Origin of the sequence: Moritella sp. 5, assembly GCF_018219455.1 — a bacterium.
GTDB lineage: Bacteria > Pseudomonadota > Gammaproteobacteria > Enterobacterales > Moritellaceae > Moritella.
In genome coordinates, this window is sequence record NZ_CP056122.1 from 4591767 (window position 1) to 4615000 (window position 23234).

The following is a 23234-nucleotide window of genomic DNA, read 5'->3' on the forward strand; positions in this document are numbered from 1 at the left end:
ACCTTATACATGACTGCACAATAGTACCTGCGCTATACTTATTTCTCCAGCGCCAAATTATTACGCTTTACATTTAATCGCGTTCTAGAGTACAATTCGGCACCATTTTTATAGAATTTCTATAAAAATATTTTTAGGTTCCAGATAACTTGGAATCATCAAGCCCAAAGGTTGGAAGAAAACATGCCAGTAATTAAAGTACGTGAAAACGAACCGTTTGACGTTGCACTACGTCGTTTCAAACGCTCTTGCGAAAAAGCAGGTATCTTGTCTGAAGTACGTCGTCGTGAGCATTACGAAAAACCTACTACAGTTCGTAAACGTGCTAAAGCAGCAGCATCTAAGCGTCTAGCTAAGAAACTGTCTCGTGAAAATGCACGTCGCGTACGTCTATACTAATCTCTATTAGTATAACTACTGTATGCATTTTAGGCTTATCCCACTGAGTAAGTTTCTGACTTAGTCTGCTGAAGATAACGCCTATTAACAAGCCGTGAACTCCTAGAGTCACGGCTTGTTTGCTTTTCAAGACTCATAAAATTTATTACCCTAGTCTTATAACGATGCCAGTACATAACTGATTTGTTCAAAATAAGTCACGTATTTACTGTAATTGTTACTGTAATTGCGATTCCCAATAATCTTCACACTCATTAGTTAGGTACATATGGCCGGTAGAATACCTCGCGACTTTATCGATGGCTTGATAGGTCGAGCTGATATCGTAGATATCGTCGAAAAACGCGTAAAGCTTAAAAAAGCAGGTAAAAACTACCATGCTTGCTGCCCGTTCCATAATGAGAAAAGCCCTTCTTTTACTGTCAGCCAAGATAAACAGTTCTACCATTGCTTTGGTTGTGGTGCGCACGGTAACGCCATTGGTTTTTTAATGGAATACGACAACCTTGAGTTTGTCGACGCCATTGAAGATTTAGCGGGCTTTTACGGTGTTACAGTACCCAGAGAAGAAGGTGGCAATAATAACGGCCCGACAGCACCTGAGCGTAAAGATTATTACCAACTACTCGAAAGTGTCACGCGCTTCTATCAGTACCAGTTAAAAGAACACCCGAATAAACGTGTGGTTAATGACTATTTAAAGCAGCGCGGACTGTCTGCAGAAGTCATTACTAAATATGCCATTGGGTATGCAGCCCCAGGTTGGGACAACGTATTAAAACGCTTTGGCCGTGACAAACACACCGAAGAACAGTTGCTCACCACTGGTGTATTAATTGAGAACGAAGGTCAATCACGTCGTTACGATCGTTTTCGTGAACGCGTCATGTTCCCGATCCGGGATAAACGTGGACGTGTCATTGGTTATGGTGGTCGAGTACTAGGTGATGAAAAACCAAAATACCTGAATTCACCCGAAACGCCGATCTTCCATAAAGGTAAAGAGCTTTATGGGCTATACGAAGTACGCCAAGCCTATAAAGAGATACCCAAAATTGTCGTGGTTGAAGGGTATATGGACGTGGTGGCATTAGCCCAGTTTGGGATTGATTATGCAGTCGCGTCACTGGGCACATCGACATCTGGCGATCACATGCAGACCTTGTTCCGCAATACCAATGAAGTGATCTGTTGTTACGATGGCGATAAAGCAGGTCGTGCCGCTGCATGGCGTGCGCTCGAAAATGCCTTACCGCAATTACGTGATGGTAAAGATCTCAAATTTGTATTTTTACCCGATGGTGAAGACCCTGATTCATTGGTTCGTAACCAAGGTAAAGATGCACTTGAGCAACTGTTTAAAGATGCACAGACCTTACCGGATTTTTTATTCAGTCGCTTAAGCCAAGATATCGATACCCATACCGATGTAGGGCGTAGTAAATTAGCCAGCCAAGCTAAGCCGCTGATTGAAAAAATGCCTGACGGTTTCTACCGTGGTATCGTATTAAAAAAATTAGCACGTTTCTTAGCTTGGGATGAAGCCAAGTTAAATAAACTATTTACGACTGTAGCGACGAGTAAGCCGGCCAAAAAATCGCTCCAAATAACACCAATACGCCGCGCGATTGGTTTATTATTACAAAATCCTCACATTGGTTTTAACCTGCCGGTATTCGATGATTTAAAGCAATTAAAATTACCCGGCGTTAATATTTTATTAAAATTATTAGCACAAACAAACAGTAGCGATCAGATCAATACAGCACAGTTATTAGAATATTGGCACGATACACCAGAGCAGAAAGCACTGATAAAACTAGCTGTTTGGGATCATGGCGCAGATGAAGCGGTCGAAGCAGAGTTTTTCGATACTTTATTTGTTCTTTCAACACAAGTCATCGAACAACGTTTCAGTGAACTACAATTGAAATTAGCGCAAGGTGGATTGACTAAGGCTGAGCGTTTAGAATATAAAAGTATTCTCGATGAATTAAAATCATCATAACGCTTGAAATATGATCCATTAAACCCCATTTAATGTACTAACAAAAAAGAGTCGAATTAAATCGATTTATTACACTGAGTTAAAAGCTTTCGCCTAATATAACGTGATAAAAGTTAAAATTACGCGCATTTTGACCACATAATTATACCAACAAGTAGAAAAAAGCACCGTTTAGCACTATACTGCTTTGTTTGCGCAGTGCTTTTGCGTCTGTATCTTTGAACCACGTCACCGGAGTGGAAGTATTCTATGGAATCCCCTCAATCACAATTAAAACTTCTTGTAGCTAAAGGTAAAGAACAAGGTTACCTAACATATGCAGAAGTAAATGATCACTTACCACAAGATATTGTGGACTCAGATCAGGTTGAAGATATTATTCAAATGATCAATGACATGGGTATTCAAGTGCTAGAAACAGCACCTGATGCAGATGATTTGTTGATGGCCGAAAATACAACGGCGCCAGATGATGATGCCGCAGAAGCTGCAGCTGCAGCGCTTGCTTCTGTAGAATCTGAAATTGGCCGAACTACCGATCCTGTACGTATGTACATGCGTGAGATGGGTACCGTTGAATTATTGACTCGTGAAGGCGAGATCAAAATTGCCAAACGAATTGAAGAAGGTATCTATGCGGTACAAACTGCCGTTGCAGAATACCCTGAAGCAATTAACTCGTTATTAGCTGAATATGACAAGTTCCTTGCTGAAGAAACACGTTTAAGTGACATCATCACTGGTTTCATCGATCCAAATGCAGACGATGTAGCACCAACAGCAACACATATCGGTTCTGAAGTTCCAACCAAAGAAACTGACTCTGATGATGATGATGACGAAGATGAGGAAGAAGGCAATAAAGGCCCGGATCCTGAAGAAGCAGCTGAGAAATTTGCCGAGTTACGCAAATATCATGCAGCATTACTGAAAGGCATTAAAGAAGACGGGTTAGAACACCCGAAAACACGCCTACACGTTGAAATGCTAAGTGAAGTATTCCGTACTTTCCGTCTGATCCCAAAACAGTTTGATCGCATTGTAAATAGCATGCGTGACATGATGGATCACGTACGTGTTCAAGAACGTCTTGTCATCAAGATGTGTGTTGAACAATGCAAAATGCCAAAAGCAGCATTCGTTGAAGCATTCGCTGGCCACGAAACTGACATTACTTGGTTTGAAAAAGCACAACAATCAGCGGCACCTTATGCGCAAGCATTACAACGTATCGACTTTGACGTACGCCGCTGTGTCAACAAATTAAAATTAGTAGAAAGTACCACTGGTCTGACTATTTCACAGATCAAAAATATCAACCGTCGTATGAGTATTGGTGAAGCGAAAGCTCGCCGTGCGAAAAAAGAAATGGTTGAAGCGAACTTACGTCTAGTAATTTCGATTGCAAAAAAATACACCAACCGTGGTCTACAGTTCCTCGATTTAATTCAGGAAGGTAACATCGGTCTGATGAAAGCTGTAGATAAGTTTGAATACCGTCGTGGTTACAAATTCTCGACTTACGCTACATGGTGGATCCGTCAGGCAATCACACGTTCTATTGCTGACCAAGCGCGTACAATCCGTATTCCAGTGCATATGATTGAAACAATCAATAAACTGAATCGTATTTCACGTCAAATGCTGCAAGAGATGGGCCGTGAAGCAACGCCAGAAGAATTGGCCGAGCGCATGATGATGCCAGAAGATCGTATTCGTAAAGTATTGAAGATTGCTAAAGAGCCAATCTCAATGGAAACTCCTATTGGTGATGATGAAGATTCTCACTTAGGTGATTTCATTGAAGATACAACGCTTTCTTTACCAGTTGACGCTGCTACAAAAGATAGCCTTAAAGGCGCGACAGACGACGTTTTAGCAGGCCTAACAGCCCGTGAAGCTAAAGTACTGCGTATGCGTTTTGGTATCGATATGAATACAGACCACACACTTGAAGAAGTGGGTAAACAGTTCGATGTAACGCGTGAGCGTATTCGTCAAATTGAAGCAAAGGCATTACGTAAATTACGTCATCCTAGCCGTAGTGAACAGCTACGCAGCTTCTTAGACGAATAATTGAGCAGTTAGTTCTTTTCTTGTCTAAGTTATTGAATATAGCCTAGACATGCAGAAAGTATACTTATATACTTTCTGCATCTTAAGACGTCATAAAGAACGTTCGAGAGATCAGGGCCCTTAGCTCAGTTGGTTAGAGCATCCGACTCATAATCGGCAGGTCCCCAGTTCAAGTCTGGGAGGGCCCACCAAATTTTAGAACACTTGATGGAAACATCAGGTGTTTTTTTATGCCTGTAAGAAAGTGATTCCGGTCTGCCTCAGGTTCTGACTGCTAGGCTAGGTCTGACTAATATGACAGACCCTGCGCTCTTAGTTAGGAGTTTGTTAACTCTTTCTTTTGAAAGTACCTGAATCGGTGTGTGTAAAATCCCCTCCATATACATTCAAGATCGTAATTTGAGAATATTTCAATATGTCTTTTTCTGACATATCTAAAGACATTTTAAATTTAGTTGTTGTATCTTTTTCTGTCATAAATTTACTTTCAGCAACACCCCTCGTTGAACTCTCAAAGTTAATGACCTGCCCTGCTTTACCTTCGGCCACTACGCATACCGCTCTTGGAATACAAAAAGAGTTATATACCATTTGATTTTTTTTATCGTAAATCAGATAACCTCTTTGATCATGAAATTTACCATTATCTCTTTTTCTAAAAACTTCTTGTTTGTAATATAGAGCTGTTAGATATTGTTCACTTGCATTTGTTGCATCTGCTGCAGGTTCAAATGTAATAGTTTCATAATATGGTTCAACAGCAGGACCTCCCTTACCAACATTACTACCGGCCTGCCCTGGTGCAACATCTACACCTCCGAATTTTGTACTTTCCCATGTACCTATTAAATTAGTTAATGGTCCTAAGTCTAAATCAGCTGCCCTCGCATTTTGTATAAAACTTACCGAAGATAAAGAGATTAAAGCTAATAGTGCTACTTTTTTATTCATGATTTAACCTTATTTTTATTGTGGATTATTGCCAATAAGATTATCCTCATTAATACTTTTGGGGTAATTGATTAAAACTATATGTTTAATCGTTTTTTTCAATGAGTGAATATAAACTAAAGTTCATCAAATCAGCTAAACCTATGTTTAAATAGAGGTTAAGTTGAACGGCTTAACTAAGCATAACTTTTACAGTCTTATTGCTGCATAAACAAAGTGCTGCTAACGTCGTACGTTAAGAATTAAATTATATGCAAAGGAGTTGCATAATGAGGTCATTAAAATTAGCGGGAATATTTACATTAATCGCATCATTTCTACATATCGCCATTATCTTTGGCGGTGCAGACTGGTACCGTTTTTTTGGTGCGGGTGAAGAAATGGCAGTAATGAGTGAACAAGGTTCTATTTATCCAACCATAATCACCAGTATCATTGCCCTGCTCTTAGCTATCTCATCTATCTACGCTATTTCTGGTGTAGGCATTATCAAGAAAATGCCATTTTTAAAAACGGCTTTATTCTTGATTGCCTTTGCTTTTTTGGCCAGAGGTCTTATCGGTATTCCTGTCGTTTTATTTGCTAGCTCAGACTACATGGTTGAACTGGCAACTGATATCACATTTATGGTTATATCGTCATTAATCTGTGTCGTGATTGGTAGTTGTTACGGCTTAGGCATGCTAAAAATATATATAGATAAATCATGACAATAAACAACATACATTATTCAACATAAATACAAGTCACGAGGGAATATGACATGGGGAAGCAATTTTCGGCGTTAACAGAACAGCATATTAAATTTATTGGCGAGCAGCGCCTTTATTTTGTCGGCACAGCAGCAGATACTGGTAATGTGAATCTTTCACCTAAAGGTGGGGATTCCCTTCGTGTTATCGATATAAACACCATTGCTTGGCTTAATTTGACGGGTAGCGGTAATGAGTCAGCTTCTCACGTGCTCATTAACCCACGAATGACTGTCATGTTTTGCGCTTTTGAAGGGGCACCTTTGATCCTTCGCGCTTATGGCAATGCAAAAGTAATCCATCAAAAAGATCCTGAATGGGATAAATACTGCGCGCTATTCCCACAAAGCGTGGCAGCCCGACAAATATTCATTTTAGATATAGAAATGGTTCAATCATCTTGTGGCAAATCTGTACCTTACTTCAATTATAATGAAGATCGCGATGACTTAGCTAACTGGTCGACTCGTCAAGGTAAAGAAGGTATTGAAAAATACTGGGTTAAACAAAATCAACAAAGTATTGATGGTTTTGAAACTGAAATCGTTGAACGAACAGGGATTGATATCAATGCTAACATTTAAAGCAAGAACCTGAATGCGAATATCGGTGATACCGAAATAAGCTTATTTCAAATATTGATTATAACTTCCCATGTATTAAAGAGGTATATTGGTCATATATCTCTCACTTTTAACGCAGACAAAATAAAAGAGCTCGAAAGCCCTTTTTATTGTCTACAGTGGATTAATAATGTTAAAACCGTGTCCTTATTAACAATATTAATACTGCTTCGCTATTTTAAATTCATGCAGTTTGCATAATAGGTCACTGTTGCTGGCCAATCACTGAAAACACCAATTACACCGACATCTTGTGCTAATACATCAAGCATATTCATCATGTCGCCATCATTATTAATACCTTCGCTGACACTTTGATAATACCAGCCTCCGCCTTGTTCCAGTGGTCCTGAACGTTCTAGTGTCCATGCTATAATGTCAAGATCAGCTTGTTTCGCCAGTTTGGCGTAATTTGAAGGTACAAGGTTTTTCTTCTTATCTAAATCGACAAGTGCATACAAAGGTGGAGCGATAATATTTACACCAGCATCTTTGAGTGCTTTCATGCTGGCTTTCGATGCTACAAAATCTTTTTGTTCATAAACACGCTCATCAAGATATACGGCTTGTTTACCAAAGCTTGGATTATTTTTAATCCAGTACTTTAAATCATTCAAATCAAATGACTGTAAATAGGTATCCGATGCTGAAATACCTGCTGCTTTTAGTTCATCAACTAATTTCTGTGCATACATCTCCTGAGTAAAGCCATTAAATGGCATAGCTACGGCAGTCGACTTAAGTTCTGGTGTTACTTTCACACCATGCGCTTTAAATAATACAGCACTTTCTGCATGGGTCATTAATGTACCATTTTGCGTATAAAGGTCAGTACGCCAGCCTGGAGTACCATTCATGTACTCTTCGACAGTCGTTGCTTTCGGATTTGAACCATCCATTTTACCTTTAAGCGTCTTAAATTCAGCCAGAGTGAAATCAGACGTTCTACATTCTGCTTTGGCATCTTCGCCTGTTGCTGGGTTCGCAGGTATAAACGGTACAGTACACTTCTTAGCAAGTTCTGGTTTTGATAATACATTGGTTGTTGTGTGTAGATCGTTTTGTGAATGTCGACAAACAAGTTGTTTGTCTTTAGTGAACGTCACATCACACTCAACCACACCGGCACCCATTTCAATGGCTGCAAGGTAAGATTCTTTGGTATGTTCAGGGAACTGCATGGCAGCGCCACGGTGGCCAATAGAAAAGCTACTTCGTTGAAATGGCCCTTCACTACATTGCTGTAATTTAGTTTTGAGGGCGCTATCATCCATATTATTGACTAAATATGCTGGACGAGGACCTAAATTAGCCGACTCATGAGCCCAAGCTGTGATTGAAGTTAACCCGAGTATGAGCACGATTGAGCCCTTTAGTATTTGCTTCATTTTGTATTTCCTTTTAATAAGCAATTATCCATTTGGCTGATTAATTATTATTTCTGTGTTCGCTTATCTACTGTTATAAGTAATGTGAATAAGCATCAAATAATTATCAGTACTGGTGATACTAAATCACCTAATATGTAATTGCACTCATCATTACAATTATTAATTTTCTTATATAACAGCTTGTTACACTTTCACTTTACGATGAAGTCTTATTCATGGGTCATTTGTGTCTCTGTTCTTTACTATGTTTTGAAGTCTTCATTTTCGATATAGGGTTTTTCGAGGAAAATTGAGGTCTCGTTCATTAAAACTGAAGCCGTTGTAGAGTTTTTCAATAAGTCCTAACTGATAATACAGCGATATTTATAATACTTATTTAAGCGTTTATGTATGTCATTAGGTAGTTGTAAACAAGAATGAGATCATAAATTCAGGTACACTCCCCCACTTAACCCTATTCCCGTTTTAACCGAGTTTATTAATCTTATGTCTCACGTTCGTGCCACCCACGCTTCGCATATTGTATTACCAGAAAGCGTGACCGATAAGCCTACCGTATTCAGCTTTCTTATCAATCATTTCAAACAGATTGACGCGACGATATGGCAACAACGGATCATCGATGGCAAAGTGCATTGGCGTGATGGTCGCTTAATTACCCTAGATTGTGCATTTGTACCACGAGAGCGGGTCTATTATTACCGTGAAGTAGCGGTAGAAAAAAAGATCCCTTTTGCAGAAAAAATTATTTACGAAGATGACCACATTATTGTTGCCTACAAGCCACACTTTTTAGCGGTCAGTCCCAGCGGGCAATTTGTTAATGAATGCTTAGTGAATCGCCTAAGAATAAAAACCGGTATCGAAACACTAGTAACTGCGCATCGCCTTGACCGTGCGACCGCTGGCTTAATGCTGCTATCTAAACACCCTGAGCAGCGCCATCTATACCATGACTTATTTAAACATGGCAATATCACCAAACATTACCAAGCCATTGCTCGGTTAACACCGGACTTACAACGACAACACAATGAAGGTAGCCTCACGCTTCCACGTAATTGGACAGTAAAGAATAGAATTGTCAAAAGTGAGCCAAGCTTCACGATGCAGATCAGCGATGGCGAAGCTAACAGTCACTCTCAGATAGAACTGATTGACGTTAAAGGTGAGTTTGGTTTATTTAGACTGTCCCCAATTACCGGTAAGACACACCAATTACGCTTACACATGCATAGTTTAGGCATGCCATTGGTAAACGACCGCTTGTATCCAACATTATTAGACCGATGTGATGATAATTTTAATCAGCCATTACAGCTATTAGCCCAACAGCTTAAATTTACCGATCCAGTAACAGGCATTAAACATGATATAATAACAGATGGGCTTGATATTGAAGCGATAGTGGATAACAGAATCGATGTTATTACTCCCGTTTAAACAGCCATATGTAGCGTTTGTATCTTGCAATAGCTTTAAGCAGACCTTCGAGGAGTAAAGGTCTGCCCTAATAAAGCGTATTCAATTATGCATTTTGACTTGTATGGGCTTGCTGAACACGATGAACAACTAACATCCCAAACATCGAAATTAACAATGCAGGTACAATAGGATGAATACCAAACATCGCAGGTTTAAACCACAGTAATAACAAATAACTCACAAGACCTGTCAGCATTGCAGATAAAGCGGCATGCCCCGAAACTTTTGGCCAATAAAGTCCTGCCAACACAGGCCATAAAAACACAGCCTGCAATGCCCCAAAAGCAGCAAGATTAAGCCAAACAATCATTTTCGGTGGTTCAATCGCACAATAAGTTGCAATCAAGGTAATCAGCAACATGGCAAGACGAGTTAGCCATACTTGCTTACTTGCTGTCATCGTTGGATAGCAACGCACAGCGCCATCGCGTACCAAGCTAACCGCTGATTGCAATAGCATCGAATCCACCGATGACATCACTGCTGCAATAGGCGCAGCCAACAATACGCCAGCCCAGAACGGGGTAAACAAGCCGGTAATTAATCTAGGCATGATCTCGTCAGGTATCGTTAGAGCAGGATATAAAGCACGGCCTAACACACCACTCAAATGCGGAATCAAAGTCATTAGAAAGCTAATAATTGTTCCCCAAATCATCCCACGTTTTAATGCATTGGTATCTTTGACCGCTAATAATCGCACGACAGTATGCGGTAAACCTAGCGTACCAAAACAAATCAGCATCCAAAATGACAACATCATTGGCCACCCAAGCTGACCATCATTACCTTGTGGACTTAATAACGTCGGAGATTGCGCGCTAACATCCGCCATAAGTGCTGTTAACCCACCCTGTGACAACAACGTCAAGAAGATGACTAATACACCAATGATCATCAAAATACCTTGAAATGCGTCGGTAATCACCACCGCACGAAAGCCGCCGGTAAGTGTATAAGCCAGTACAGTGATAACAAATAGCCCGAGCCCTAGTTCATAGCTAATACCACTAACCCCAGAGAATAAACGTGCACCACCAATAAACTGTACCGATATCATGGCAATGAAACCCATAACCAGACTCACTAATGCTAATTTAGTTAGCCAACTATTCTGATATCGCGCATCAAGCCACTCGATTAACGTCGCGTGCTCGGCTTTACGTTGCGCCAATAACTTAGGCCCTAATACACCCAATGTAAGCATAGCGACTGGTACTTGGATCAGCGCAAGCCATACCCAGCCCAATCCTATTTTATAGGCTGCACCAGGTCCACCAATAAATGAACTGGCGCTGGTGTAGGTCGCCACTAATGTCAGTGCGAGTAACGGGCCATTAAGAAAACGTCCACCAATAAAAAAGCGTTTGGCTTTATCTTGGTATAAGTCCCTGGATTGTTTTGATTGACGAGCACTCCACCAACGGGTAATGAGCAAACTGGCAACAAGATAGATAAGAATAGGGATAAGATTAGTCATGATAAGTCGATTTAATCATTAAAATAAGGATGAAAATAAGTAATAAGGGTGCAAACAGGCAAGAAAACCAGAACCAAACGGGAAGTCCCCACCAGTCACCTTGCGTTTGTAATAATAACGGTCCTGCACACCATAGAGCAAAGTAGCCCAATGTCAGCAGCAGCGTTTTTTTTGAAATAGAGTGCATAGCTTAGCCTAAAATAAATACCCGCGGAGAGTATAGATAACCATTATCGATAAATAATTCTAGTCGTATGAATTATTCAATAGTTCGAGTATTTTACGCTTAATTATATCGGGGGGATAGCTTACACCCAAACATAGTTATATTAACGAATAAAGAATGACATATTTGTTATACAACGTGTTCATCGAACGAAATAAGCGTATGACTAATAATCGAATCAATATTATCAATATAAACACCAGCACCATAGGTCCAGCCCCAGGTATCAAAACGCTTACTATAAGAAATTTTACGCACGGACTTACCGCCAATAAGCAATGGAAAACAATAGCTTACGAAAGTACCAGCCATTGATCTTTTTGCTTTTTCATAGATGACTTGATAGGTGTAATTACCATTAGCGTCTTGAAGCATTTTAACATTATGGGTTGAGTTATCCAAACCACCTAAAGAAGCAAGCAAGGTGTAATTATCATCGAAGACAAAAATATAATTCCTATCGAGTAGAGACAGGTGCTTTAAAGCTTGCTTTTGTGCCTGTTCAAGTGACAACACGCCAGACTGGTAATACAAATCGTAACGTTGAAAGATAATTTCCGTTTTATTAATAATATTAACAAGACGCGACTTTCTTTCTGTCAGCATTTCTTCACGTAATATTGATAAATAACCCAATGCGATACAAATCAACGCGATAAAACTAAATACAACACATAAGGTAATTTTACAGATAACAGAATTACGACGGCACATTACAGCCTCTACAACTTAACACAACAAAATAATCTATCATAATGCTAACACATAAAAAACATAAACGACTGTAAACAATAAGGAAAATGACAATTAATGTTAAATATGAAACACATTATATTATCAATAACCCTATTGTGCATATTTTCATCATAGCTATATTACAAGGATGCAATAACCTGGGGAGACAAATTAACAATAAGCATGCAGTATACCTACCATTAATAATTGGCGATCAAGACAATTTATTTAGCTACAATCTCATAGCTTGAGGTCACTTCCGCTGCTTTCTCTAGCATTTTGGCGACTGAGCAATATTTCTCCATCGACAATTCAACAGCGCGTTTTACTTTTTTTTCATTTAGGTCATTACCCGAAACCACAAAATGTGCATTAATTTTAGTAAATACACGTGGCGGTTCTGCAGCTCGTTCGCTGGTTAAATTAACTTCACAACCAAGGATATTTTGACGGCCTGTTTTCAAAATATCGACGACATCAATAGAGCTACACGCCCCCATTCCCATGAGTACAACTTCCATCGGGCTTGCTGCGATACCATTACGATCACCATCCATAAGGATACCGTGACCCGTTTCTGACGTACCCATCAGTTGCATTTTGTCGATCCACTTCACATTTGCTTTCATAAAACACCTCGTTAATGTCTAATTAGAAGGCATTAGACAATATTTAACACCACATTAGTAATCAAATACTGTCTCATATCCCAAATATAGTTAAAAGTCACAAATAAACAGCAAGTCAATATTCAAAAAATGATATATTCACGTTGATATTGAACAGAAATCAACTCAGTTCTTGCTTATTAGTGTTATTGTCTCTTATGCTATCAAGTCAGTAATAATAATAAAATTAAAATATCGCAACACGGACATAATTTGCGATTATAATAACTTACAGAGGAATACCCATGGTTGTTATCGGCAAGCCACAATCTGACCCTACTTTAGAATGGTTTTTATCTCACTGCCATATTCACAAGTACCCTTCAAAAAGTACACTGATCCATGCTGGAGAAAAAGCTGAAACTTTGTATTTTATCGTTAAAGGTTCTGTGGCAGTTCTAATTAAAGATGAAGAAGGCAAAGAAATGATCCTTTCTTATCTAAATCAAGGTGACTTCATGGGTGAACTAGGCCTATTTGAAGATACTGAAGAACCTATACGTAGTGCATGGATCCGTGCTAAATCACCATGTGAAGTAGCAGAAATTTCATACAAGAAATTCCGTCAATTAATCCAAGTCAACCCTGAAATCCTAATGCGTTTATCAGGTCAAATGGCTGAACGTCTACAGATAACAAGTCAAAAAGTTGGTGATCTAGCATTCCTAGACGTAACTGGCCGTATTGCACAAACGCTATTAAGCTTAGCAAAACAGCCTGACGCAATGACGCACCCAGACGGCATGCAAATTAAAATTACTCGTCAAGAAATTGGTCAAATCGTTGGTTGTTCACGTGAAACCGTTGGCCGTATTTTGAAGATGCTTGAAGAGCAAGAGTTGATCTCAGCTCATGGTAAAACGATTGTTGTATTTGGCACACGCTAATCCAACCCGTTTACTAAAATAATAAAAGCAACGCCTGATTCGTTATATAATAAATCAGGCGTCATTTTAAATTATGTATGGTTTATTTTGAATTACCTTGTAGTTTATTCAATCGCTTAATTAACACTGACGTATCACTACACGACTCACCTTCATCTTGTAATTCAGCATAAAACTATCAACTCACTTCGCAATCGACACCAAGGAACCATTACGCACTCCTTCTTCAAAATAAATAGCCAGTGCCGCCATAGACAACGCTACGGACATCATGATCATAACCAACACCCATAATGGTAAGTCAGTATTAAACGCTGCAAGGGGTGCTATAGGTACTACCTGACTCACATATTAGTATATGTTAAGCGGATAGCCATTTTTCAATAGCAAGACGAAGCTTTTTCATACCTGCATGAATATCTTCTTCTGGAATATTCAGAGCGGGTGTAAAACGTAAAACATTCGCACCAGCGACCAATAGTAATAACCCTTCTTGAGCCGCTTGCCTCATAATCGCAATTGCCTGACCTTGATATTGCTCAGTTAATTCGGCACCCAATAACAAGCCTTCACCACGAATGTCAGAAAAAATAGCATATTGATTATTTATCTCGGTTAATGCGTCTTGGAAAATCGTAGACTTTGCTTTAACTTGCGCTAAAAAAACCTCATCATTAACCGTATCAACAACAACCTCGGCAACACTACAAGCAAGCGGATTACCCCCATAAGTACTGCCATGCGTACCCACAGTAAAACTATCAGCAATAGTCGCTGTTGTTAACATTGCCGCAATAGGGAAACCGGCACCGAGGCCTTTTGCTGATGTTAAAATATCAGGTTTGATATCGGTATGTTGATAAGCATAAAAATGCCCTGTACGACCAACACCTGTTTGTACTTCATCAAATATCAGCAGCGCATTATATTTATCACAAAGCGCACGCACACCAATCAAAAACTGTTGATTAGACGCATGTATGCCCCCTTCACCTTGTAAAGGTTCCACTATTACAGCACAGGTTTTGTCGCTGATTAATGCTTCGAATGCATTAAGATCATTGAAGTTAACATGCTCTATAGCTCCAGGCTTAGGACCAAATCCGTCCGAGTAAGTCGATTGCCCCCCCACAGTGACAGTAAAAAAAGTTCTGCCGTGGAATCCCTGATTAAAGGCGATGATCTGATCTTTGCCTTCACCAAATTTATCGTGTGCATAACGGCGCGCTAACTTTAACGCTGCTTCATTTGCTTCCGCACCGGAGTTAGCAAAGAATACTTTATCCGCAAACGTCGCATTTGTCAGTTTGTTGGCTAGCCTTAATGCTGGCTCATTAGTGAGTAAATTACTCACATGCCATAATTTCTGGCTTTGTGCTTGTAGCGTTTTAACTAAAAGGGGATTGCAATGGCCTAAACAGCTAACGGCAATGCCAGCAGCAAAATCAATGTATTCATTATCATTTTGATCCCAAACACGTGACCCTTGACCTCGAACTGGGATCATAGCTGCCGGGGCATAGTTAGGAACCATTACATTATCAAAATCTACCCGAGTAACATTCATTACATTATTGCTCATATCCCTTTCCTCTCAGTGAACGTCTATGTCTAAATCCTTTAGCGGCATCAATAAATGCATACATATTCAATAGTTATAAATAATTAGTCACACGTCAAGTTTAATATGTAATAACACGGCAGAAAATTTATTAATTCTTTAGCTAAGGTTAATCTCTTGAAATAAGTTGATTTTTGAGAAGGAAATTATTTAACAACTCTTTGCCTTGCTCGGTTAAAATGCTTTCTGGATGAAACTGCACACCTTCTAAAGCGAAGTATTTATGCTTAAATGCCATAATCTCATCAAATTCACCTTTATCATCTTCAGTCCATGCAGTGATCTCAAATTCGTCACCCAACGTCAAGGTCTCAACAATCAAAGAATGATAACGCGTAACTGTTAAAGGGTTATTTAACCCCGCAAAAACGCCTTTACCTTTATGCTGTATTTTCGATGTTTTACCATGCATCACTTTTTTAGCTTTAATTACATTTGCGCCAAATACTTGGGCAATAGATTGATGACCAAGGCAAACGCCTAAAATTGGTATTTTCCCTGCAAACTGTTCGATAACAGATAATGAAATACCAGCATCGTTGGGTGTACACGGTCCTGGAGAAATAACCAAATAATCAGGAGACAGGATAGATATTTGCTCCAGTGAAATTTCGTCATTACGCTTAACGACAACTTCTTGCCCAAGCTCTGAGAAGTATTGAAATAAATTAAACGTAAAACTATCGTAGTTATCGATAATAAGTAACATGCGGAATTAAAATTCTAATGAGGAAACTAAGTGAATAATATCATAGGTAGAAATTGGATTCTAATAATGTGCCTTCGAATAAATCGACACGACTGAGTCATCTTTATGTTTAAAGAAACAAAGAAAAAGCTCAGCAGTTGCTGAGCTTTTGTTATTTATAACCTGCTATGAACTCAATTTATTTAACTGATACAAACTCAGGGTAAGCATCGATACCACAGTCAGCCATATCCATACCTGTAACTTCTTCTTCTTCAGTAACACGAATACCCATTGTCGCTTTCAGTACAGCCCACACTAAGATACTTGCTGCGAATACCCAAGCAAAGATAATCGCTGCGCCGTATATTTGAGCACTAAATGTTGCATCTGAATTGCTAAATGGAACAACCATTAAACCAAATAGACCACAAACACCATGCACTGAGATAGCACCAACTGGATCATCAATCTTCGCTTTATCTAATGCTACGATACTAAATACGACTAACGCACCACCTAAAGCACCCAATAATGTAGCAAATGCGGGTGCAGGACTCAGAGGGTCTGCCGTGATAGTAACCAAACCAGCTAATGCACCATTAAGAATCATTGTTAAATCAGCTTTACCCCACATTATTTTAGTAATAAGCAATGCAGCTACAGCACCGGCAGCCGCCGCCGCGTTCGTGTTCAGAAAGATTTGACCAACAGCCGTTGCATTTTCAGCATCTGAAAGTAGTAGTTGTGAGCCACCGTTAAAACCAAACCAACCCATCCATAAGATAAATGCACCTAATGTTGCTAGTGGCATATTTGAACCTGGGATTGGATACACTTCACCGTTCTTACCATATTTACCCTTACGAGCGCCCAGTAGAAGTACGGCAGCAAATGCAGCCGTCGCACCAGCCATGTGTACAATACCTGAACCCGCAAAATCAGAGAAACCAGCTTCAGCTAAGAAACCACCACCCCAAGTCCAGTAACCTTCCATCGGGTAAATAACACCAGTTAAAACAACAGTGAAGGCGAGGAAAGCCCATAGTTTCATACGTTCAGCAACCGCACCTGATACAATCGACATTGCTGTTGCAACAAATACAACTTGGAAGAAGAAGTCTGATTCTAATGAGTGATCAGCGCCCTCAGATTGTGAGCCAATTAAAGAACCAAATGATGGGATAATGCCGCCTTCAGTATTACCAACATACATGATGTTATAACCGACTAATAAAAACATGATACATGCGATAGAATAAAGCACGATGTTCTTTGTCAGAATTTCAGTTGTATTCTTAGATCTAACGAGGCCAGCTTCGAGCATAGCAAAACCTGCCGCCATCCACATCACAAGTACACCTGACATTAAAAAGTAAAAAGTATCGAGTGCAAAACGCAGCTCAGTAACTGTAGTTGTTAGCTCTTGCATAATTTATTTCCTTTAAATTGCTTCTGAGTCCATTTCGCCCGTACGGATACGCACAACTTGTGTTAAATCGTAAACAAAAATCTTACCATCACCAATTTTTCCCGTATAAGCAGCACTATTAATAGCTTCAATTACGCGATCAACATTTTCACTCTGTGTTGCGATTTCTAACTTAACTTTAGGTAAAAAATCAACTTGATATTCTGCACCACGATACAATTCGGTATGACCTTTTTGACGACCAAAGCCTTTCACTTCAGTTACTGTTAATCCTTCAACACCGATATCTGCTACTGCTTCACGAACATCATCGAGTTTAAATGGTTTAATGATTGCGCTTATTAGCTTCATAAAGAGCTCCTTGCCTGAGTATATTGAGTATCTATATGATTAAACTTAATTCAACGTCCGTGCCAACAATTAAAACAAAGTAAATTCAACAGCTTAATATAATGCCCCCACATTTACGCATCTATAAAGCACTAACTTGGTGCAGCAGCGAAGTTGTTAACCCCAATTCAGTGCAATTGTTGTTCAAATGTTAACAACTATAAAATGTGAGATCGTAATCCCACTTTTAATAACTTCTTATACCTTAAAATTACGTAATAAATTAATTAATTTTAATTGTTAATCATTACTACTAATTAGGCTCATTTAAGTCTAAATAATTAAATTTGATATAATTCATTTAAAATAAATTAAATCATTTCAATAAGAGCACCAGACAAAAGGTGACACAACGTTTTGTACCACAATCAAATTGGTACTTCTTATAATCCGTTATAATGATAATGTGCTTCCAACCCGAGTAGCCAAGATGGATCTGTTACTCAAAATCTAAACTCATGGAAGAAATACGATGAAGAAATTACTACTGGTAGCACTATTATCAACGCTTACAGCTTGCGGTTCTGAGGATGTATTTGATAATGACGATAAGGATGACAAATTAAAAACGATATCATCCGTGAGTTTTTCAGCTACACCTAGTGATATAAACTCACCCATTTATAATTTCAGTTCCGTTTATACCGTAAATGATGTTGAGCAATCCACTGACGACATGACTTTTAACTGGTCAGTAAGCTTAGAAGGTGAAGGACAAGTAACCTCATTATATCCAGAACAAGCACCTCAATATGAGTTTAAAGAAGCTGCCACCTACAAAGTAAAGTTAACAGTAGAGAATCATACTGGAGAAGCTTTAGCTCAGTTTTCAAAAAATTTAACAATCAGTGCAGAAGATATAGCTACACAGCCCCTATCCCCACGCGCAATAATAGGCATTACGGATAGAGCAACAACGGTATATACGTTTAATAGCGATTCCTCTAGCTATAGTGAAGGCTCTTTATCTCAAATTGATTGGGTGATTGAAGGTCAAGAGTTGTCAGGACCTCAAGTCACCCATAGTTTTAGCAAAACAGGGCAACATATTGTTCATTTAAAAGTCACAGCCGAAGATAACACCCAAGCAACAACAGCAACGACTGTTTACGTTGTTGATGAAATAACAACTCCAACTGCAAAGTTAAACTATACAAAGGATAAGTTAGTTGTAAGCTTCGATGCGAGCGAAAGTTCCAACCAAAGCAGCGATATCTCGTCTTATAACTGGGATTTTGGTAATGGAGAATCAGCAACGGGGATTACGGCCTCCGCAACTTACCCATCAGAAGGCCCTTACAACGTGGTTTTAACTGTCGCGAGTAAAGAAGGTGTAACAAATACAAAAACAGAAACAATTAATGTTTACGAAGAAGGCTCTTACGTAACTTGTGATGTATTAACATCCTCTAGCTGGTTGTATAAAAAAACAGATGAACGTCAGTGCTTTAGTACTTCACCAATTACAAGTCGTGCAGCGGCAGAAGCTTGGTGTGGTGCGAGAATTCAACAATACATCGATGATTTATCATTTCCCCGTATAAAACCAACGTTAACTTGGCAGGTAAGACAGCAAGGTAATAATGAGTGCTAAGTTAGCGAGCAGTCCCAACCTAAAATTAAATGGTTAGTGTTTATCCGAAAGCCTGAATCTTTCGATTCAGGCTTTCGTTGTTGTTGGCGGAGTGCCGGGACTCGAACCCGCGAAGCCTTCGGCAGCGTGACAGGCCGCCTTTTTTAGGTAAACAGTCTAACCAACTGAACGACAACTCCGAACAATCTGTATTTTTTGTATCCTGAATTTCAGGCACAAAAAAAGCCTCTATTTCTAACAAAAAGTTTTCGATTCAGGCTTTCGTTGTTTGTTGGCAAAGAGAAAGCGGACGGTTTTCTATAAACCACAACCCGCACTCCGGCGTGATAGGCCGCTTATCTTTTTATAAAGAGTCTAATCAACTGAATACGACTCATACGAACGAGCGCTCCGCACAATCTGCTCGATACTTATCACTGAATTTCAGGCACAAAAAAAGCCTGAATCTTTCGATTCAGGCTTTCGTTGTTTGTTGGCGGAGTGGACGGGACTCGAACCCGCGACCCCCGGCGTGACAGGCCGGTATTCTAACCAACTGAACTACCACTCCGCACAATCTGTGCTAATGTTTCCATCAGTCTTAATTTATAGTCTCTCGACGTTGTTTGGCGCTTGGCGATGCCCTACTCTCACATGGGGAAGCCCCACACTACCATCGGCGTTATTACGTTTCACTACTGAGTTCGGAATGGGATCAGGTGGTACCGCAACACTATGGTCACCAAGCAAATTTGGTTTGCTTTCTATATAGAAACTTACGTTTCATTTTTAAATCTGAAAAGCTATAAATAAAGAAGTCTTTAAAACATAAAGTGTTCTGTCTATTCTTAAGTCGATATTTCAATTAATCATACTTTAATTTGTATGGTTAAGCCTCACGGGTAATTAGTACAAGTTAGCTCAATGCCTCACAGCACTTACACACCTTGCCTATCAACGTTGTAGTCTCCAACGGCCCTTCAGGGAGCTTAAAGCTCCAGTGAGAACTCATCTCGAGGCCTGCTTCCCGCTTAGATGCTTTCAGCGGTTATCAGTTCCGAACTTAGCTACCGGGCAATGCTATTGGCATAACAACCCGAACACCAGTGGTTCGTCCACTCCGGTCCTCTCGTACTAGGAGCAGCTCCTCTCAATTCTCAAACGCCCACGGCAGATAGGGACCGAACTGTCTCACGACGTTCTAAACCCAGCTCGCGTACCACTTTAAATGGCGAACAGCCATACCCTTGGGACCAACTTCAGCCCCAGGATGTGATGAGCCGACATCGAGGTGCCAAACACCGCCGTCGATATGAACTCTTGGGCGGTATCAGCCTGTTATCCCCGGAGTACCTTTTATCCGTTGAGCGATGGCCCTTCCATTCAGAACCACCGGATCACTAAGACCTACTTTCGTACCTGCTCGACGTGTCTGTCTCGCAGTTAAGCTGGCTTATGCCTTTGCACTAACCACATGATGTCCAACCATGTTTAGCCAACCTTCGTGCTCCTCCGTTACTCTTTGGGAGGAGACCGCCCCAGTCAAACTACCCACCAGACACTGTCCGCAACCCCGATAAGGGGCCTACGTTAGAACATCAAACGTACAAGGGTGGTATTTCAAGGTTGACTCCACATCATCTAGCGACAATGCTTCAACGTCTCCCACCTATCCTACACATGTAGGTTCAATGTTCAGTGCCAAGCTATAGTAAAGGTTCACGGGGTCTTTCCGTCTAGCCGCGGGTACACTGCATCTTAACAGCGATTTCAATTTCACTGAGTCTCGGGTGGAGACAGCGTGGCCATCATTACGCCATTCGTGCAGGTCGGAACTTACCCGACAAGGAATTTCGCTACCTTAGGACCGTTATAGTTACGGCCGCCGTTTACCGGGGCTTCGATCATGAGCTTCGACCTAAGTCTAACCCAATCAATTAACCTTCCGGCACCGGGCAGGCGTCACACCGTATACGTCATCTTTCGATTTTGCACAGTGCTGTGTTTTTAATAAACAGTTGCAGCCACCATTTCTCTGCGACCAACAATAGCTTACGGAGCAAGTCCTTCACCATCATTGGCGTACCTTCTCCCGAAGTTACGGTACCATTTTGCCTAGTTCCTTCACCCGAGTTCTCTCAAGCGCCTTAGTATTCTCTACCTAACCACCTGTGTCGGTTTGGGGTACGATTCTCTTATATCTGAAGCTTAGAGGTTTTTCCTGGAAGCCGGGTATCAACTACTTCATCTCCGTAGAGACTCGTCATCAGTTCTCAGCCTTAATGTACGCCCGGATTTACCTAAGCATACAGCCTACAACCTTAAACATGGACAACCATCGCCATGCTAGCCTAACCTTCTCCGTCACCCCATCGCAATATAAGTGAGTACAGGAATATTAACCTGTTTCCCATCGACTACGCCTTTCGGCCTCGCCTTAGGGGTCGACTCACCCTGCCCCGATTAACGTTGGACAGGAACCCTTGGTCTTTCGGCGTGGAGGTTTTTCACCCCCATTATCGTTACTCATGTCAACATTCGCACTTCTGATACCTCCAGCAAGCTTCTCAACTCACCTTCGACGGCTTACAGAACGCTCCTCTACCATGCAAAGAACAAGTCTTTGCATCCGTAGCTTCGGTGGTATGTTTAGCCCCGTTAAATCTTCCGCGCAGACCGACTCGACCAGTGAGCTATTACGCTTTCTTTAAAAGATGGCTGCTTCTAAGCCAACTTCCTGGCTGTCTGAGCCTTTCCACATCGTTTCCCACTTAACATACACTTTGGGACCTTAGCTGACGGTCTGGGTTGTTTCCCTTTCCACGACGGACGTTAGCACCCGCCGTGTGTCTCCCGCGATTGAACTTATTGGTATTCGGAGTTTGCAAAGGGTTGGTAAGTCGGGATGACCCCCTAGCCTTAACAGTGCTCTACCCCCAATAGTTAGACGCGAGGCGCTACCTAAATAGCTTTCGAGGAGAACCAGCTATCTCCCGGTTTGATTGGCCTTTCACCCCCAGCCACAAGTCATCCGCTAATTTTTCAACATTAGTCGGTTCGGTCCTCCAGTTGATGTTACTCAACCTTCAACCTGCCCATGGCTAGATCACCGGGTTTCGGGTCTAATCCCAGCAACTATTCGCGCAGTTAACACTCGGTTTCCCTACGGCTCCGCTATTCGCTTAACCTTGCTACTGAAATTAAGTCGTTGACCCATTATACAAAAGGTACGCAGTCACAGAACAAGTCTGCTCCCACTGCTTGTACGTATACGGTTTCAGGTTCTATTTCACTCCCCTCACAGGGGTTCTTTTCGCCTTTCCCTCACGGTACTGGTTCACTATCGGTCAGTCAGTAGTATTTAGCCTTGGAAGATGGTCCTCCCATATTCAAACAGCATATCACGTGTGCCGTCCTACTCGATTTCACAGTAAGGTCGTTTTCATGTACGGGACTATCACCCTGTATCGTGAAACTTTCCAGAATCTTCCACTAACTTCCAAACTGCTTAAGGGCTAGACCCCGTTCGCTCGCCGCTACTAAGGGTATCTCTATTGATTTCTTTTCCTCGGGGTACTTAGATGTTTCAGTTCTCCCGGTTCGCTTCGTAACGCTATGTATTCACGTTACGATACTCTACAAAGTAGAGTGGGTTCCCCCATTCGGAAATCTGTGGATTAACGCTTTTTATCAACTCCCCACAGCTTAACGCAGATTAACACGTCCTTCATCGCCTCTGACTGCCTAGGCATCCACCGTATACGCTTAGTCACTTAACCATACAATCTAAAGTCGACCGTACAATTGAAATAACTAGGTATTATCTAGTTTTTTTCGCCTCAAGAATAC

At 40.7% G+C, this 23234-nt stretch carries 18 protein-coding genes, 2 tRNA genes and 2 rRNA genes; 9 read left to right on the forward strand and 13 right to left on the reverse strand.

The features are described from left to right. The first annotated feature begins 183 nt into the window (after window positions 1-183). The 4 genes from rpsU to HWV01_RS20520 all read left to right on the forward strand — a co-directional run bounded on the left by rpsU (window position 184) and on the right by HWV01_RS20520 (window position 4674). On the forward strand, window positions 184-399 hold the full coding sequence (rpsU, locus tag HWV01_RS20505) for a 30S ribosomal protein S21 (protein ID WP_006032380.1): 216 nt from the start codon (window positions 184-186) through the stop codon (window positions 397-399). 268 nt (window positions 400-667) lie between these two features. Beyond that, window positions 668-2407 carry a DNA primase gene (gene dnaG / locus HWV01_RS20510; protein ID WP_211673268.1) on the forward strand — a complete coding sequence of 580 codons (1740 nt, stop codon included), beginning with the start codon at window positions 668-670 and terminating at the stop codon, window positions 2405-2407. A 249-nt stretch (window positions 2408-2656) separates the two neighbouring features. After that, on the forward strand, window positions 2657-4483 hold the full coding sequence (gene rpoD, locus HWV01_RS20515; RefSeq protein ID WP_211673269.1) for an RNA polymerase sigma factor RpoD: 1827 nt from the start codon (window positions 2657-2659) through the stop codon (window positions 4481-4483). Between the two features lie 114 nt (window positions 4484-4597). Next, a tRNA-Ile gene (locus tag HWV01_RS20520) sits at window positions 4598-4674 on the forward strand. A 136-nt stretch (window positions 4675-4810) separates the two neighbouring features. On the opposite strand, the gene HWV01_RS20525 is transcribed toward HWV01_RS20520, so the two are convergent. Next, window positions 4811-5434 (reverse strand): heme-binding beta-barrel domain-containing protein, encoded by a 624-nt coding sequence (locus tag HWV01_RS20525; RefSeq protein WP_211673270.1) that lies wholly within the window; start codon window positions 5432-5434, stop codon window positions 4811-4813. A gap of 269 nt (window positions 5435-5703) precedes the next feature. Here HWV01_RS20525 and HWV01_RS20530 point away from each other — a divergent pair, with 269 nt between their 5' ends. Together HWV01_RS20530 and HWV01_RS20535 are read left to right on the forward strand one after the other, a co-directional pair. Beyond that, window positions 5704-6144 carry a hypothetical protein gene (locus tag HWV01_RS20530; RefSeq protein WP_249185392.1) on the forward strand — a complete coding sequence of 147 codons (441 nt, stop codon included), beginning with the start codon at window positions 5704-5706 and terminating at the stop codon, window positions 6142-6144. A gap of 53 nt (window positions 6145-6197) precedes the next feature. Continuing rightward, the gene (locus HWV01_RS20535) at window positions 6198-6770 is read left to right on the forward strand and encodes a pyridoxamine 5'-phosphate oxidase family protein (protein WP_211673272.1); all 573 of its coding nucleotides are present in this window, start codon (window positions 6198-6200) and stop codon (window positions 6768-6770) included. Window positions 6771-6982: 212 nt separating this feature from the next. On the opposite strand, the gene HWV01_RS20540 is transcribed toward HWV01_RS20535, so the two are convergent. Further along, complete coding sequence (locus HWV01_RS20540; protein WP_211673273.1) at window positions 6983-8197, reverse strand: glycerophosphodiester phosphodiesterase family protein; 1215 nt, start codon at window positions 8195-8197, stop codon at window positions 6983-6985. A 489-nt stretch (window positions 8198-8686) separates the two neighbouring features. Between HWV01_RS20540 and HWV01_RS20545 the strand changes: the two genes are divergently transcribed. Then, window positions 8687-9643, forward strand: a complete 957-nt coding sequence (locus HWV01_RS20545; protein WP_211673274.1) for a pseudouridine synthase — start codon at window positions 8687-8689, stop codon at window positions 9641-9643. 85 nt (window positions 9644-9728) lie between these two features. Here HWV01_RS20545 and panF read toward each other — a convergent pair whose 3' ends face one another. The 4 genes from panF to HWV01_RS20565 all read right to left on the reverse strand — a co-directional run bounded on the left by panF (window position 9729) and on the right by HWV01_RS20565 (window position 12755). Beyond that, window positions 9729-11165 carry a sodium/pantothenate symporter gene (gene panF / locus HWV01_RS20550; protein ID WP_211673275.1) on the reverse strand — a complete coding sequence of 479 codons (1437 nt, stop codon included), beginning with the start codon at window positions 11163-11165 and terminating at the stop codon, window positions 9729-9731. Beyond that, window positions 11158-11352 (reverse strand): DUF997 family protein, encoded by a 195-nt coding sequence (locus HWV01_RS20555; RefSeq protein WP_211673276.1) that lies wholly within the window; start codon window positions 11350-11352, stop codon window positions 11158-11160. Before HWV01_RS20555 ends, panF begins: the two co-directional genes overlap by 8 nt. A 168-nt stretch (window positions 11353-11520) precedes the next feature. After that, the gene (locus tag HWV01_RS20560) at window positions 11521-12105 is read right to left on the reverse strand and encodes a cache domain-containing protein (RefSeq protein WP_211673277.1); all 585 of its coding nucleotides are present in this window, start codon (window positions 12103-12105) and stop codon (window positions 11521-11523) included. A gap of 245 nt (window positions 12106-12350) precedes the next feature. Next, complete coding sequence (locus HWV01_RS20565) at window positions 12351-12755, reverse strand: OsmC family protein (protein WP_067041997.1); 405 nt, start codon at window positions 12753-12755, stop codon at window positions 12351-12353. A gap of 284 nt (window positions 12756-13039) precedes the next feature. Here HWV01_RS20565 and crp point away from each other — a divergent pair, with 284 nt between their 5' ends. Continuing rightward, window positions 13040-13681 carry a cAMP-activated global transcriptional regulator CRP gene (gene crp, locus HWV01_RS20570; protein ID WP_006032405.1) on the forward strand — a complete coding sequence of 214 codons (642 nt, stop codon included), beginning with the start codon at window positions 13040-13042 and terminating at the stop codon, window positions 13679-13681. A 361-nt stretch (window positions 13682-14042) separates the two neighbouring features. Here crp and HWV01_RS20580 read toward each other — a convergent pair whose 3' ends face one another. From HWV01_RS20580 to glnK, 4 genes are all read right to left on the reverse strand, one after another. Continuing rightward, window positions 14043-15248 carry an aspartate aminotransferase family protein gene (locus tag HWV01_RS20580; RefSeq protein ID WP_211675930.1) on the reverse strand — a complete coding sequence of 402 codons (1206 nt, stop codon included), beginning with the start codon at window positions 15246-15248 and terminating at the stop codon, window positions 14043-14045. A gap of 163 nt (window positions 15249-15411) precedes the next feature. Continuing rightward, complete coding sequence (locus HWV01_RS20585) at window positions 15412-16011, reverse strand: aminodeoxychorismate/anthranilate synthase component II (RefSeq protein WP_211673278.1); 600 nt, start codon at window positions 16009-16011, stop codon at window positions 15412-15414. A gap of 178 nt (window positions 16012-16189) precedes the next feature. Further along, a complete protein-coding gene (locus HWV01_RS20590; protein WP_211673279.1) occupies window positions 16190-17422 on the reverse strand; it encodes an ammonium transporter in 1233 nt (410 codons plus the stop codon). 12 nt (window positions 17423-17434) lie between these two features. Beyond that, window positions 17435-17773 (reverse strand): P-II family nitrogen regulator, encoded by a 339-nt coding sequence (gene glnK, locus HWV01_RS20595; protein ID WP_211673280.1) that lies wholly within the window; start codon window positions 17771-17773, stop codon window positions 17435-17437. 511 nt (window positions 17774-18284) lie between these two features. Between glnK and HWV01_RS20600 the strand changes: the two genes are divergently transcribed. Next, window positions 18285-19406, forward strand: a complete 1122-nt coding sequence (locus HWV01_RS20600) for a PKD domain-containing protein (protein ID WP_211673281.1) — start codon at window positions 18285-18287, stop codon at window positions 19404-19406. Window positions 19407-19879: 473 nt separating this feature from the next. Here HWV01_RS20600 and HWV01_RS20605 read toward each other — a convergent pair. The 3 genes from HWV01_RS20605 to HWV01_RS20615 all read right to left on the reverse strand — a co-directional run bounded on the left by HWV01_RS20605 (window position 19880) and on the right by HWV01_RS20615 (window position 23164). Then, window positions 19880-19956: transfer RNA gene (locus tag HWV01_RS20605), tRNA-Asp, on the reverse strand. A 60-nt stretch (window positions 19957-20016) separates the two neighbouring features. Further along, window positions 20017-20132: ribosomal RNA gene (gene rrf, locus HWV01_RS20610) — 5S ribosomal RNA — on the reverse strand. A 138-nt stretch (window positions 20133-20270) separates the two neighbouring features. Beyond that, window positions 20271-23164 (reverse strand): 23S ribosomal RNA (locus tag HWV01_RS20615). Window positions 23165-23234 lie beyond the last annotated feature (70 nt).